General features: G+C 58.5%; 12 protein-coding genes. All 12 read right to left on the reverse strand.

All coding sequences use genetic code 11. From position 1 onward, the window contains the following. Positions 1–54: 54 nt before the first annotated feature. Positions 55–1,512 (reverse strand): NADH-quinone oxidoreductase subunit NuoN, encoded by a 1,458-nt coding sequence (gene nuoN, locus FEM41_RS22275; protein ID WP_138098563.1) that lies wholly within the window; start codon positions 1,510–1,512, stop codon positions 55–57. Positions 1,513–1,518: 6 nt separating this feature from the next. Then, positions 1,519–3,048 (reverse strand): NADH-quinone oxidoreductase subunit M, encoded by a 1,530-nt coding sequence (gene nuoM, locus FEM41_RS22280; protein WP_138098565.1) that lies wholly within the window; start codon positions 3,046–3,048, stop codon positions 1,519–1,521. Between the two features lie 106 nt (positions 3,049–3,154). Then, positions 3,155–4,993 (reverse strand): NADH-quinone oxidoreductase subunit L, encoded by a 1,839-nt coding sequence (nuoL, locus tag FEM41_RS22285; protein WP_138098567.1) that lies wholly within the window; start codon positions 4,991–4,993, stop codon positions 3,155–3,157. After that, positions 4,990–5,292, reverse strand: a complete 303-nt coding sequence (gene nuoK, locus FEM41_RS22290) for an NADH-quinone oxidoreductase subunit NuoK (protein ID WP_138098569.1) — start codon at positions 5,290–5,292, stop codon at positions 4,990–4,992. The genes nuoL and nuoK overlap by 4 nt, the downstream gene beginning before the upstream one ends. Next, a complete protein-coding gene (nuoJ, locus tag FEM41_RS22295; protein ID WP_138098571.1) occupies positions 5,289–5,843 on the reverse strand; it encodes an NADH-quinone oxidoreductase subunit J in 555 nt (184 codons plus the stop codon). Before nuoJ ends, nuoK begins: the two co-directional genes overlap by 4 nt. A 10-nt stretch (positions 5,844–5,853) precedes the next feature. Beyond that, entirely contained in the window at positions 5,854–6,396 is a 543-nt protein-coding gene (gene nuoI, locus FEM41_RS22300) for an NADH-quinone oxidoreductase subunit NuoI (RefSeq protein WP_138098573.1), read from the reverse strand. Positions 6,397–6,410: 14 nt separating this feature from the next. Then, positions 6,411–7,388 carry an NADH-quinone oxidoreductase subunit NuoH gene (gene nuoH, locus FEM41_RS22305; RefSeq protein ID WP_138098575.1) on the reverse strand — a complete coding sequence of 326 codons (978 nt, stop codon included), beginning with the start codon at positions 7,386–7,388 and terminating at the stop codon, positions 6,411–6,413. After that, positions 7,385–10,111 (reverse strand): NADH-quinone oxidoreductase subunit NuoG, encoded by a 2,727-nt coding sequence (gene nuoG / locus FEM41_RS22310; protein ID WP_138098577.1) that lies wholly within the window; start codon positions 10,109–10,111, stop codon positions 7,385–7,387. The genes nuoH and nuoG overlap by 4 nt, the downstream gene beginning before the upstream one ends. 165 nt (positions 10,112–10,276) lie before the next feature. After that, complete coding sequence (gene nuoF, locus FEM41_RS22315) at positions 10,277–11,620, reverse strand: NADH-quinone oxidoreductase subunit NuoF (RefSeq protein WP_138098579.1); 1,344 nt, start codon at positions 11,618–11,620, stop codon at positions 10,277–10,279. Next, positions 11,617–12,117 (reverse strand): NADH-quinone oxidoreductase subunit NuoE, encoded by a 501-nt coding sequence (gene nuoE / locus FEM41_RS22320; RefSeq protein WP_138098581.1) that lies wholly within the window; start codon positions 12,115–12,117, stop codon positions 11,617–11,619. The genes nuoF and nuoE overlap by 4 nt, the downstream gene beginning before the upstream one ends. 2 nt (positions 12,118–12,119) lie before the next feature. After that, a complete protein-coding gene (gene nuoC, locus FEM41_RS22325) occupies positions 12,120–13,931 on the reverse strand; it encodes an NADH-quinone oxidoreductase subunit C/D (RefSeq protein ID WP_138098584.1) in 1,812 nt (603 codons plus the stop codon). 89 nt (positions 13,932–14,020) lie between these two features. Beyond that, on the reverse strand, positions 14,021–14,695 hold the full coding sequence (locus FEM41_RS22330; RefSeq protein WP_138098586.1) for a NuoB/complex I 20 kDa subunit family protein: 675 nt from the start codon (positions 14,693–14,695) through the stop codon (positions 14,021–14,023). Positions 14,696–14,708 lie beyond the last annotated feature (13 nt).

Below are 14,708 nucleotides of genomic sequence, written 5' to 3' on the forward strand. Positions count from 1 at the left end.
TCCCCGACGGGGAGAGAGGCTCTCATTGCCCAAACCTGAAGCGGACAAACGGCATTACATCAGCGGCTGCGCCATCTGCACCAGGCTAATCAGCGGCTGTGGCCAGACGCCCAGCACCAGTACCAGCAGCATCGAGATCAGCACCACCACACCGCCCGCAGTGAAGGCCCAGTCGGAAGGCGCATCGCGGTTCAGCTGCTGCGGCGCGCTCAGGTAGAGACTCACGGCCACACGCAGGTAGTAGTAAAGGCCGATGGCGCTACCTATAACCACGGCGGCGGTCAGCCACCACAGGTGCGCATCCACGCTCACGGCCAGCACGTAGAACTTACCAATAAAGCCCAGCGTCATCGGGATACCCGCCAGCGACAGCATCATCACCGTCATCACCGCCGACAGAACCGGACGGTGCCAGAACAACCCGCGGTAAGAGTACAGCGAGTCGGCATCTGGTCCGCGATACGGGCTGGACATCAGGCTAACGACACCAAAGGCGCCCAGGCTGCTGAACAGATAACCCGCCAGGTAGACCCCTACCGTCTCCATCGATATCTGACCATTCTGCAGCGCAATCAGCGCCACCAGCAGATAGCCCAGGTGAGAGATAGACGAGAAACCAAGCAGACGTTTGATATTGGTCTGGCTCAGCGCCATCAGGTTACCAAAGATGATGGAGGCGAAGGCGATGACACCCAGTACCACCCGCACCGCATCGCTGTCGCCCAGCGGCGCGTACAGGAACAGACGCATCACGACGGCGAAGATAGCGATTTTACTGGCCGTAGCCAGGAAGGTGGAAACCGGCGCAGGCGCCCCCTGGTAGACATCCGGCGTCCACAGGTGGAAAGGAACCAGAGAGAGCTTAAAGCCCAGACCGACAATCATCAGCCCCAGACCTGCCAGCAGCAGCGGCTCATGCAGCATGCTGTCGGCCAGGCTCTTACCGAGCGCCACGAAGGAGAGAGAACCGGACTCGGCATAGACCAGAGCCATCCCGAACAGCAAGAACGACGAGGCCGCCGCCGACAGAATGGTGTACTTGATACTGGCTTCCAGAGAGCGTTTCTGACGGAAGGCGTAGCCAATCAGACCGAACAGCGGCAGTGAGATAAGCTCAATACCCAGGAACAGCGCAGCCAGATGGTTGGCGTTAGCCAACAGAATGCCACCCAACGAGGCGATCAACACCAGCAGGTAGAACTCTTCGCGGTTATCGGTGTACCCCTCCAGCCAGGGATAGGCGAAAGTACAGGTCGCGAGGCTTGCCAGCAGCACCAGCCCGGTGTAGAGCATGGCGAAACCATCGACCCGCAGCAGCGGCGTGACATCCATCGCGCCCGCCTGCCCGACAAACCAGAGCGACAGCAGCGCAGCATTAAGCCCGATAACCGACAGCGTGGCATTGATAAAGTGGTCGCGTCGCCACGCAATGGAGAGCATCACAACCACCACCGTTAACCCCACGATTAACAGCGGTAGCAGCGCAATCAAGTGTTGTGCAGTTAAAGTCATGGCGAATTACGGCCTTGTAGTTGAAATTGAACTGGTGAACCACTGCTGGATGTTGCCCATAGCAGCGTGAGAAGTGTCCAGAATCGGCTGCGGGTAAACCCCGAGCAGTACCAGCAACACCACCAGCAACAGAATGATAAACAGTTCGCGCAGTGACATCCCAGGAAGCTGTTGTTTCGCCGCCTCGCTCTTCGGCTGGCCGAACCACGCGCGGTGCAGCATCGCCAGCGAATAAACCGAGGCGAACACCAGACCGAAGGTGGAGATAACGGTGATTACCGGCACAACCTGGAAGCTACCGAACAGGATCATGAATTCGCCCACGAAGTTACCGGTCCCCGGCATCCCCAGGGTGGCGACGGCGAAGAACATCGACATGGCTGGCAGCCACTTAATCTTGCTCCACAGACCGCCCATCTGGCGCATATCGCGGGTGTGCATACGCTCGTAGAGCTGACCACACAGGATGAACAGACCCGCCGCAGAAAGACCGTGGGCAATCATCTGAATCACCGCGCCCTGGTAGGCAAGCTGGCTGCCGGTATAGATGGCAATCAGCACGAACCCCATATGGGAAACCGAGGTATAGGCGATCAGACGCTTGATATCGGTCTGGGCGAAGGCCATCCAGGCACCGTAGAAGATACCGATAACGCCCAGCCACATGGCGATAGGGGCAAATTCCGCAGACGCGTTAGGGAACAGCGGCAGCGAGAAGCGCAGCAGACCGTAGGCCGCGGTCTTCAGCAGAATCCCCGCCAGGTCCACGGAACCGGCGGTCGGCGCCTGAGAGTGCGCATCCGGCAACCAGCCGTGCAGCGGTACCACCGGCATCTTCACCGCAAAGGCGATAAAGAAACCGAGCATCAGCAGATATTCAACGCCGTGAGACATCGGCGTATTGAGCAGTTGCTCGTAGTTAAAGGTCCAGACGCCGGTGGCGTTATAGTGAACAAACGCCAGCGCCAGAATAGCGATTAACATCACCAGACCGCTCGCCTGGGTATAGATGAAAAACTTGGTGGCTGCGCTGATGCGGGTCTTCCCGTCAGAGGCTTTATGACCCCAGAGTGCGATCAGGAAGTACATCGGTACCAGCATCATCTCCCAGAAGAAGAAGAACAGGAACATATCGATGGCAAGGAATACCCCGATAACGCCACCCAGAATCCACATCAGGTTCAGGTGGAAGAAGCCCTGATACTTCTCGATCTCTCTCCAGGAGCAGAGTACCGCCAGCACGCCGAGCAGCGCGGTCAGCACCACCATCAGCAGTGACAGGCCATCCATCGCCAGATGGATGGAGATGCCAAAGCGCGGGATCCAGTCATGAACATACTGCTCCTGCCACTGTGGCACTCCTGCCGCCTGAGTCAGAGAGTAACCCCCCTGCAGCCAGAGCTGCAGGGAGAGTGCGAGCGTCAGCCCCATGGTAATCAGCGCGATCCAGCGCGGCATTTTCACGCCGAAGCGTTCAGTCTGCCAGCACAGAAACCCACCGATAAAGGGGATTAGTATTAGCCAGGGTAATAACATGGCGATGTTTGTCCCTTCTCTTAATTCCTGTTCAGGCCCGGCCTGGTTATCAGGAATAATGACCTAAAAATTGTTCTCTTCGTGGGGCGATGCCCACATCTGCAACTCAGCGCAGTACCATCAGCAGGGCCAGTACCACGACCGCACCAATGCTCATGGATGCCACATACCAGCGCAGGTAGCCGTTCTCGCTCAGCAGCAGGCCACGGCCTGAGAGGCGGGAAAGGATAGCCGGGATGTTCATCATGCCGTTCAGCGGATCGCGTTTAAGCAGCCAGGCGATACCCAGGAACGGTTTGATGAAGACTTTGTCGTATAACCAGTCAAAGCCCCATGCGTGGAACCACCAGGTACCGAAGAAGCGGCCCGGCGCGCTGTTGGACACTGCGGTCACCAGGCGACGCTTGCCAAGCCACAGCCAGGCTGCAATCAGGATCCCCACTACGGCAACCACGCCAGAGGTGATTTCCAGCGCCATTTTGCCGTCGTGACCAAAGTCGCTCTCCGGCAGAACGCCTGCCAGCGGCGGCACAATCAGCGCCCCCACGAATGTGGAGAGGATCATCAGCACAATCAGCGGCAGATGGTGGGTAATGCCCTTGCCGGGATGAGCATGAATCTGCTCTTTGCCGTGGAACACAATAAAGATCATGCGGAAGGTGTAGACAGAGGTCAGGAACGCCCCGGCCAGACCGGCCAGCATCAGGATGTTATGACCACCAGCCGCGGCGCCCCACAGAATCTCATCTTTACTGTAGAAGCCAGCGGTAATCACCGGCAGCGCAGCCAGCGCCGCGCCCCCCACCAGGAAGCTGGCGTAAGTCAGCGGAATCGACTTACGCAGTCCGCCCATCTTGAAGATGTTCTGCTCGTGGTGGCAGGCCAGAATCACCGAGCCGGATGCCAGGAACAGCAGCGCTTTAAAGAAGGCGTGGGTCATCAGGTGGAAGATAGCGGCATCCCAGGCCTGAACCCCCAGCGCCAGGAACATATAGCCAATCTGACTCATGGTGGAGTAGGCCAGCACGCGTTTGATATCGGTCTGCACCAGGGCTGCAAAGCCCGCCAGCACCAGAGTCACAGCGCCGACGATACCTACCAGATGCAGCACTTCCGGCGTCATCAGGAACAGGCCGTGAGTACGGGCGATCAGGTAAACGCCCGCGGTCACCATGGTCGCCGCGTGAATCAGCGCGGAAACCGGCGTCGGACCGGCCATCGCATCCGCAAGCCAGGTCTGCAGCGGCAGCTGTGCCGATTTACCCACCGCGCCGCCCAGCAGCATCAGGGTCGCCCACATCAGCATATTGTTGCCCGCGGCGAAGTGCGCCGGCGCCAGCTCAACCATCTCGCGAAAGTTCAGGGTTCCCAGCTCGTTGTAGAGGATAAACAGCGCAAAGGCCAGGAACACGTCGCCCACGCGGGTGACCACAAAGGCTTTGATCGCCGCCGCGCCGTTTTTCGGGTCGCTGTAGTAGAAACCGATCAACAGATAAGAGCACAACCCCACCCCTTCCCAGCCGAGATACATCATCAGCAGGTTATCGGACAGCACCAGTACCACCATGCTCGCGATAAACAGGTTGGTGTAAGCGAAGAAGCGGGAGTAACCCTCTTCACCGCGCATATACCAGGAGGCGAACATATGGATCAGGAAGCCTACGCCGGTGACCACGCTCAGCATGGTCAGCGACAGACCGTCCAGTACCAGGGTGAAGTCGATATGGAAGTTGCCTACCGACATCCAGGTCCACAGCGGCAGGCTGAAAGCCTGGCGACCGTTTTCCATAAACTCCATACCGGCGTACGCGGTGACCAGCGCCGCCAGACCGACGGAACCGACGCCCACCGCAGCCGCCAGGTTTTCCGACCAGCGCCCGCGGGAAAAAGCGAGCAGCAAATAGCCAATCAGTGGCAGAACAATAGTTAACCAGAGCAGATTCATCCGCGCATCTCACTTACTGAATCGATATTCAGATTCTGGCGACGACGATGGAGCTGCAGCAGCAGCGCCAGGCCAATACTGGCTTCGGCCGCGGCAAGACTAATAGCCAGGATATACATCACCTGACCGTCGGCCTGACCCCAGTAGCTGCCCGCCACCACAAAGGCGAGGGCGGCCGCATTAATCATCACTTCCAGACTAATCAGCATAAACAGCAGGTTGCGACGAATGACCAGACCGGTCAGCCCAAGAACAAACAGCACGGCGGCCAGAATCAGTCCATGTTGTAACGGGATCATGCGTGCTCCTCCGTTTTTCTTTTCGCGCTATCGCCAGGGCGGTTGCTCAAAAGCTCGCCTGGCCTCTCCTCACGCCCGATGTGGAAGGCTACGACCAGGCCCGCCAGCAGCAGCATAGAAGCCAGCTCCACCGCCAGAACATAGGGGCCGAACAGCGCGATACCGACCTGTTTGGCGCTAATGGCGGTACCGTCGATGCCCTGGTCGTTAACGCTCAGGATGGCGTAAACCACCACTGCCAGCAGAATGGCGGAAAGCAGCCCCGGACCAATCCACAGCTGCGGCTTCAGCCACTCGCGTTCCTGATCCACCACCGACTTGCCCAGGTTAAGCATCATCACCACGAAGACGAAGAGCACCATGATGGCTCCGGCGTACACGATGATCTCCAGCGCCGCGGCAAAGTAGGCGCCCAGCGCGAAGAAAACGCCCGAGATAGCCAACAGAGAGATGATCAGATACAGCAGCGCATGCACCGGATTGGTATGGGTGATCACCCGTAGGGTGGCCAGGACCGCCACAAGGGCGCAGATATAAAAAGCAAATTCCATTCCCGACTCCTTAAGGTAACAGGCCTTTGACGTCGATAGGCTTAGCTTCGTTTTCCGCTTCGCCCTTATCTTTGCCGTCGATTGCCATACCCGCCATCCGGTAAAAGTTATATTCCGGGTACTTGCCCGGACCGGAGATCAGCAGATCCTCTTTTTCATACACCAGATCCTGGCGCTTAAACTCGCCCAGCTCGAAATCCGGCGTCAGCTGAATCGCGGTGGTGGGACAGGCCTCTTCGCACAGGCCGCAGAAGATGCAGCGCGAGAAGTTGATACGGAAGAATTCCGGATACCAGCGCCCGTCTTTAGTTTCCGCTTTCTGCAGAGAAATACAGCCCACCGGGCAGGCGACCGCGCACAGGTTGCAGGCCACGCAGCGCTCTTCGCCGTCCGGATCGCGGGTCAACACGATACGGCCACGGTAGCGCGGCGGCAGATATACCGGCTCTTCCGGATACATGCGCGTTTCGCGTTTGGCGAACGCGTGCATGCCAATCATCCAGATACTGCGTAGTTGGGTGCCGAAACCAACCACTAAGTCTTTCAATGTCATGGTTTTCTCACCCCTTATGGCATCTGCCAGAGAATGACCGCGGCGGTCACCAACAAATTGATCAGCGTCAGTGGCAGGCACACCTTCCAACCGAAGGACATGACCTGGTCATAACGCGGGCGCGGCAGTGACGCGCGGATCAAAATAAACATCATCATGAAGAATGCGGTTTTCAGCGCAAACCAGATGAAGGGCGGCAACCACGGACCATGCCAGCCACCGAAGAACAGCGTGACGATCAGCGCCGAAACGGTGACGATTCCGATGTATTCCCCGACGAAGAACAGACCGAACTTCATGCCGGAATATTCGATATGGTAACCATCCGCCAGCTCCTGTTCGGCTTCCGGCTGGTCGAAGGGGTGACGGTGACACACCGCAACGCCTGCGATAGCGAAAGTGACAAAGCCGAAGAACTGCGGAATGACGTTCCACAGATGCGCCTGGTTGTTGACGATGTCGGTCATATTGAATGAACCGGCCTGCGCCACCACACCCATCAGGGAGAGCCCGATAAACACCTCATAGCTCAGGGTCTGGGCCGAAGCGCGCATCGCCCCCAGCAGAGAGTATTTGTTGTTACTCGACCAGCCAGCGAACAGCACCGCGTAGACCGCCAGACCCGCCAGCATCAGGAAGAACAGAATCCCGATGTTCAGATCGGCCACCACCCAGTTAGGGCTGACCGGCACAATAGCAAAGGCCAGCAGCAGCGAGGTGAAGGCGATCATCGGCGCCAGGGTGAAGATGACGCGGTCCGAGAATTTCGGGATCCAGTCCTCTTTAAAGAACATCTTGATCATGTCCGCCACCAGCTGCAGCGAACCGCCCCAGCCCACACGGTTAGGTCCGTAGCGGTTCTGGAACAGGCCCAGCAGACGACGCTCGCCAAAACTCATAAAGGCGCCGCAGGTGACCACGACCAGCAGGATCACAATGGCCTTCAGGACGCTCAGCAGGATCTCGATAACATCCGGTGTTAACCAACTCATTGCGCTGCCTCCCTCAGGTTATCAAGACGTGCCCCGGCAAGGACCGGCGCGATACCCGGCATGCCCATCGGTAATCCCACCAGACCCGGCGCCAGCCCTTCGGAAAGCGTGAGCGGCAGCGTAATGGCCTGCCCTTCCCAGCTAAAGGTCAGCATGGCGCCTTCGTTAACGCCAAGCTTTGCAGCATCGGCCGGGTTAAGGCGCACCGTAGCCTGCGGCATACGGCTCTGGAACACCGGCGAGCGAGCCGACATCTCGTCGCTGCCAAACAGGTGGTAGTAAGGTGCGATCAGCCAGCTTCCTTCCTGCTGAGTAAAACGTGCAGGAACGTCACTGAAGTAATCAAGCTGACCGTCGGCCGCTTCGATCAGGCGAACGCCAGGATCGCCATGGCGTAAATGGCCGCCCACTTCGTCCTGGAATTTGTTCCAGGCCTGCGGGGAGTTCCAGCCTGGCGCCCAGGCAAAAGGTACCTGAGAGCGCGCGGCTCCCGGCTGGTTGTTCCCTTCCATTGAGAAGGCGAACATTGAGTCCTGATCCTGCGGCTGACGCGGTTCATGCACGCTGATGTTGGCGCGCATGGCGGTACGGCCGCTGTAACGGTGCGGTTCACGCGCCAGTTTCTGACCGCGGATGCGGAAAGAGGCATCAGGAGCGGCATCTTTAATACCGGCCAGTTCCGGGAACTGCTTAATGCAGGCGTCGATCACGTGGTCAAGCTGGGTCCAGTCCACCTCGCGGTTTTCCACCGTGCTGTGCAGCGAATGCAGCCAGCGCCAGCTTTCCAGCATAATCGCACTGCTGTCGTAGTAGGTCGGGTCGTAAACCTGGAAGAAGCGCTGGGCGCGACCTTCATTGTTGATGACCGTTCCGTCGCTTTCTGCGAAGCTGGCAGCGGAAAGCACCAGATGCGCATGATCCATAATCGCCGTGCGCTGATGGTCGACAACCAGCACCAGCGGCGCCTTGCTCAGAGCCGCATCAACCCGCGCTTTCGAAGCGTGACGATGCAGATCGTTTTCCAGCACGATGACCGCATCGGCGCTGCCGTTTTCCAGCTCGGTGAGCGCCTCATCAAGAGAACCGCCGCCAATCATGCCCAGCCCAACGCTGTTGACCGCACGGGCAACCATAGTGACGCCGACATCGGCACCACGCCCTTTCAGCGCTTTGGCCACGTTGGCCGCTGCCTGCAGCACGGCTTCACTACCGGCGTTAGTGCCTGAAATAATCAGCGGTTTCTTCGCACCAGCCAGCGCCTGTACGATGACATCCACCTTACGGCCCAGCTCCGGATCCAGCCCTTCCACTGCCGGAGCGCTGTCGTCCAGCCCGTGGGCAATAGCGAAGCCAAGACGCGCCTGATCTTCCACCGGCGCCTTATAGGTCCAGGCTGCCATATCGTCGAGGCGGGTAGCATCTACGTTGGTGACAAACAGCGGGTGTTTGGCGTGCTGACCGATATTCATGATGGCGGCAATCTGCCAGTCGGCCACCTTCTGGGCGGCAGCCATCTCGCGCGCCTTCCCCTTAATCGCCTGGCGGATAGCCAGCGCAACGCGGGCGCCGGTCTGGGTGATATCCTCACCGAGGACCAACACCGCATCATAGGATTCGATATCACGCAGCGATGGCGTGCTGACGCCGCTTTCACGCAGCACCTTCAGCATCATCTGAATGCGCGCCTGCTCGCCACCGGCAATGCCGGTATAGAAGTTGTCGGCACCCACCAGCTCGCGCAGCGCGAAGTTGCTTTCAATGCTGGCGCGCGGTGAACCGATACCAATAACCTTTTTAGACTGACGCAGAATATCCGCCGCGCCCTGCATCGCCTGTTCAGCGTTGAGCGCAATCAAATCATCGCCACGGCGCTGTACCGGCTGGCGTGGACGGTCTTTCAGGTTAACGTAGCCGTAGCCAAAACGGCCGCGATCGCACAGGAAATAGTGGTTTACGCTACCGTTATAGCGGTTTTCAATGCGACGCAGCTCGCCATAGCGCTCACCAGGGCTGGTGTTACAGCCGATGCTGCACTGCTGGCAGATGCTCGGAGCGAACTGCATATCCCACTTACGGTTGTAGCGCTCGGAGTGAGTCTTATCGGTAAAGACCCCGGTCGGACAGACTTCCACCAGGTTGCCGGAAAACTCACTCTCGAGCGTACCGTCTTCCGGGCGCCCGAAATAGACGTTGTCGTGGGCGCCGTAAACCCCAAGGTCGGTGCCGTCCGCGTAATCTTTGTAGTAACGCACGCAGCGGTAGCAGGCGATACAGCGGTTCATCTCGTGAGAGATAAAGGGGCCGAGTTCCTGATTGCGGTGGGTGCGCTTGGTAAAGCGGTAACGGCGGAAACTGTGGCCGGTCATTACCGTCATATCCTGAAGGTGACAGTTGCCCCCTTCTTCGCACACCGGGCAGTCGTGGGGATGGTTAGTCATCAGCCACTCCACCACGCTTTCGCGGAACTGTTTTGCCTCTTCATCATCAATAGAGATAAAGGTGCCGTCAGCGGCCGGGGTCATACAGGACATCACCAGGCGGCCGCGGGTATCTTCCGCATTCTGATACTGCTTCACCGCACACTGGCGGCAGGCACCTACGCTTCCCAGCGCCGGATGCCAGCAAAAGTAAGGAATATCAAGGCCGAGGGAGAGACAAGCCTGTAGCAGGTTATCCGCTCCATCTACCTCGTATTCTTTGCCGTCTACATGAATCGTAGCCATAGTCAGCATGCTTCCAGTTGGCCCGGCGAATACCGGGCGTTAATCAAAATTCGTAAAACCACCCTCACCCTGCCCTCTCCCTCCGGGAGAGGAGGAACCCGAAGGCCGGGGTCCCGCTTTATCTCCCTCTCCCCTGTGGGGAGAGGGTCGGGGTGAGGGGGCTAATCACCAGCGCGTCTTTAACAGGTTAGGCTGGATGCCGTTAATGGCATGCAGGTTGCTGAAGTCCTGTTTAATGCCCGCTTCAAATTCGTCGCGGAAGTATTTGATCGCGCTTTGCAGAGGCTCCACGGCACCGGGCGCGTGAGCACAGAAGGTTTTCCCCGGCCCCAGGAAGCGGCACAGTTGCTCCAGGGTTTCGATATCGCCCGGCTGCCCTTCACCACGCTCCAGCGCGCGCAGGATCTTCACGCTCCAGGGCAGACCGTCGCGGCACGGAGTACACCAGCCGCAGGATTCACGGGCAAAGAACTCTTCCAGATTACGCACCAGAGAGACCATATTGATTTCGTTGTCGACGGCCATCGCCAGCGCAGTACCCAGACGGCTGCCGGCTTTGCCGATACTGGCAAATTCCATGGGCAGATCGAGGTGTGCATCGGTCAGGAAGTCTGTCCCGGCGCCGCCTGGCTGCCAGGCCTTCAGCGTCAGACCATCGCGCATACCACCGGCGTAGTCTTCCAGAATCTCGCGAGCGGTAGTGCCGAACGGCAGTTCCCAGACGCCGGGGTTTTTCACCCGGCCAGAAAAGCCCATCAGCTTAGTACCGCAATCTTCGCTTTTACCGGCAGAGATGCCTTTGTACCAGTCAACGCCGTTTGCCAGAATCGCCGGTACGTTACACAGCGTTTCCACGTTGTTCACGCAGGTCGGCTTACCCCATACCCCGGCAGTGGCGGGGAACGGCGGCTTGGAACGTGGATTCGCGCGGCGTCCTTCCAGCGAGTTAATCAGCGCCGTCTCTTCACCGCAGATGTAACGACCCGCGCCGGTATGCACAAACAGCTCGAAGTCAAAACCAGAACCGAGGATATTTTTCCCCAACAGTCCGGCTTCGGTCGCCTCCGCGATGGCGCGACGCAGGTTCGCCGCCGCTTCTACATATTCGCCGCGCAGGAAGATGTAGCCGCGGTACGCCTTCAGGGCGAACGCGGCGATCAGCATGCCTTCCACCAGCAGGTGCGGCTGCTGTTCCATCAACAGACGGTCTTTATAGGTGCCAGGCTCCATCTCATCGGCGTTACATAGCAGGTAGCGGATGTTCATGGATTCATCTTTCGGCATCAGACTCCACTTCAAACCCGTGGAGAAGCCCGCGCCGCCGCGCCCTTTCAGGCCAGCGTCTTTCACCTGAGCGACAATCTCATCCGGCGCCATGCTGCCAAGGGCCTTCCTGGCACCTTCATAACCATTTTTGCTGCGGTACTCATCCAGCCACACCGGCTGTTGATCGTCGCGCATGCGCCAGGTCAGAGGATGGGTTTCGGGAGTCAGAGTAATCGGCTTCATTTATACTGCTCCAGTAGTTCGGGGATCCCGTCCGGCGTCAGATGACTGTGGGTATCTTCGTCAATCATCATGGTCGGCCCCTTGTCGCAGTTGCCCAGACAACAGGTGGGCAGCAGGGTAAAACGGCCGTCGAAGGTGGTCTGACCCGGTTTGATCTGCAGGTGCTTTTCAATCGCCGACTGAATGCCCTGATAGCCGGTAATGTGGCATACCACGCTGTCGCAATAGCGAATCACGTGGCGCCCCACCGGCTGGCGGAAGATCTGGCTGTAGAATGTCGCCACTCCTTCCACGTCACTACCCGGAATCCCCAGGATCTGCGCAATGGCTTCGATGGCGCCGTCCGGCACCCAGCCGCGCTGCTTCTGGACGATCTTCAATGCTTCAATGGAGGCCGCACGAGGATCCTCATAGTGATGTTTTTCGTGCTCGATCGCCTCGCGCTCAGCGGCACTCAGCTCAAAAGCCTCGGTTTGTGGTTGTTGATTCTCGTGCATAATTAGCGATCCACATCTGACATGACAAAATCGATACTACCCAGATAGACGATCAGGTCCGATACCAGGCTGCCGCGGATCGCCGACGGGATCTGCTGCAGGTGCGCGAAGCTCGGCGTGCGTACACGGGTACGGTAGCTCATGGTGCTGCCGTCGCTGGTCAGGTAGTAACTGTTAATCCCCTTGGTGGCCTCCACCATCTGGAAGGATTCGTTGGCCGGCATGACCGGGCCCCAGGAAACCTGCAGGAAGTGGGTGATCAGGGTTTCGATATGCTGCAGCGTGCGCTCTTTCGGCGGCGGCGTGGTCAGCGGATGGTCGGCCTTAAACGGACCTTCCGGCATATTTTTCAGGCACTGCTCCAGAATCCGCAGGCTCTGGCGCAGCTCTTCCACCTTCAACATCACGCGGGTGTAGCAGTCGCTGACACCGCCGCCCACCGGCACTTCGAAGTCGAAGTTTTCATAACCGGAGTACGGGCGCACCTTACGCACGTCGAAGTCGATACCGGTGGCGCGCAGCCCTGCCCCGGTGGTGCCCCACTCCAACGCCTCTTTCGCGCCGTAGGCGGCCACGCCCTGGGAACGGGCCTTCAGGATGGTGTTACGCAGCGCCGCTTTCTCATAGGAGTCCAGACGCTTCGGCATCCACTCAAGGAATTCACGCAGCAGGCGATCCCAGCCGCGCGGTAAATCGTGCGCCACGCCGCCGATGCGGAACCAGGCCGGGTGCATACGGAAACCGGTGATCGCTTCCACCAGGTCGTAAATCTTCTGACGGTCGGTAAAGGCGAAGAAGACCGGCGTCATGGCGCCGACGTCCTGAATAAAGGTGGAGATATAGAGCAGGTGGCTGTTAATACGGAACAGCTCAGAGAGCATCACGCGAATCACGTTGACGCGATCCGGCACGGTAATGCCCGCCAGCTTTTCAACCGCCAGCACGTAAGGCATTTCGTTAACGCAACCGCCCAGATACTCGATACGGTCGGTATAAGGGATGTAGCTGTGCCAGGACTGACGCTCGCCCATCTTTTCCGCGCCGCGGTGGTGGTAACCGATATCCGGCACGCAGTCGACGATCTCTTCGCCGTCCAGCTGCAGGATAATACGGAACGCGCCATGGGCCGACGGGTGGTTCGGCCCCAGGTTGAGGAACATAAAGTCCTCATTTTCGCTACCGCGCTTCATGCCCCACTCTTCCGGCCTGAAGGTCAGCGCCTCCATTTCCAGATCTTCTTTCTGTTTGGTCAGGGTGAAGGGGTCGAATTCGGTGGCGCGCGCCGGATAGTCTTTACGCAGCGGATGCCCTTCCCAGGTGGGCGGCATCATGATGCGGGTCAGGCGCGGGTGGCCGGTAAAAGTAATACCGAACATCTCCCAAGTCTCGCGCTCATACCAGTTGGCGTTCGGGAAGAGTTTGGTGAAAGTCGGCACATTCAAATCGTTTTCCGCCAGCGCTACTTTCAGCATAATATCGCGGTTGCGATCGATGGAAATCAGGTGGTAGAAAACGGAAAAATCCGCGTCGGGCAAGCCTTCGCGGTGTGTGCGGAGTCGTTCATCCATGCCATGCAGATCGAAAAGCATGACATAAGGTTTGGGAAGCTTCCTTAAAAACTCCCCCACTTCCAGGAGCTGTTCTCTTCTGACCCAGACAACGGGAACCCCGGTACGGGTCGCCTGGACAGTAAAGGCATCCGGCCCAAAACGGTTGCGCAGTTCGCCAATGACTGGATCATCCAGATGATCCCGGGTTTGCCAGCCTGGCTGTGTCACGTCTTGCGCGGTTAAGTCGGTCATATTGTTCACCATTGCCAACGGTTCAATGCTGACTGCCGGTCGTGACCTCGCGCTTATGGGTTTTAATATGCGAGGGGAGGTTTCACGACCGCAGACGTCGGTTAAATTTCGTCTGGTGTACGCAGGTTTGTCACGGCAATGCGTTCGCCGCGCTTACGTTCGCGCTCAGACTGCATATTGGCGCGATAAACCCCCTGGTCGCCTACGACCCAGGAGAGCGGACGGCGCTCTTTGCCAATAGACTCCTGCAAAAGCATCAGCGCCTGCATATACGCTTCCGGACGCGGTGGGCAGCCTGGAATATACACATCTACCGGCAGGAATTTATCCACCCCCTGCACCACAGAATAAATATCGTACATGCCGCCGGAGTTGGCGCAGGCCCCCATAGAGATGACCCATTTGGGCTCCAGCATCTGATCGTAAAGACGCTGAATAACCGGTGCCATCTTGGTAAAGCAGGTGCCAGCGACCACCATAAAATCCGCCTGACGCGGAGAGGCGCGGAGAACTTCGGCGCCGAAGCGCGCAACGTCGTGCACCGCCGTAAAGGAGGTCACCATTTCAACGTAGCAGCAGGAAAGGCCGAAGTTATAAGGCCACAGGGAATTTTTACGCCCCCAGTTCACCATATCGTGCAGCGCATGCTCGAGCTTGCCCATATACACGCTGCGGTGTACGTGCTGCTCGAGAGGATCGGCTACGGTCTCCTGCTTTTGTAGGGGGTAACGGTCATTCTCGCCGTTAGGATCTATGCGAGTGAGCGTATAGTCCATCTGATTGCCTCGC

Source organism: Jejubacter calystegiae, from assembly GCF_005671395.1.
Classification (GTDB): domain Bacteria; phylum Pseudomonadota; class Gammaproteobacteria; order Enterobacterales; family Enterobacteriaceae; genus Jejubacter; species Jejubacter calystegiae.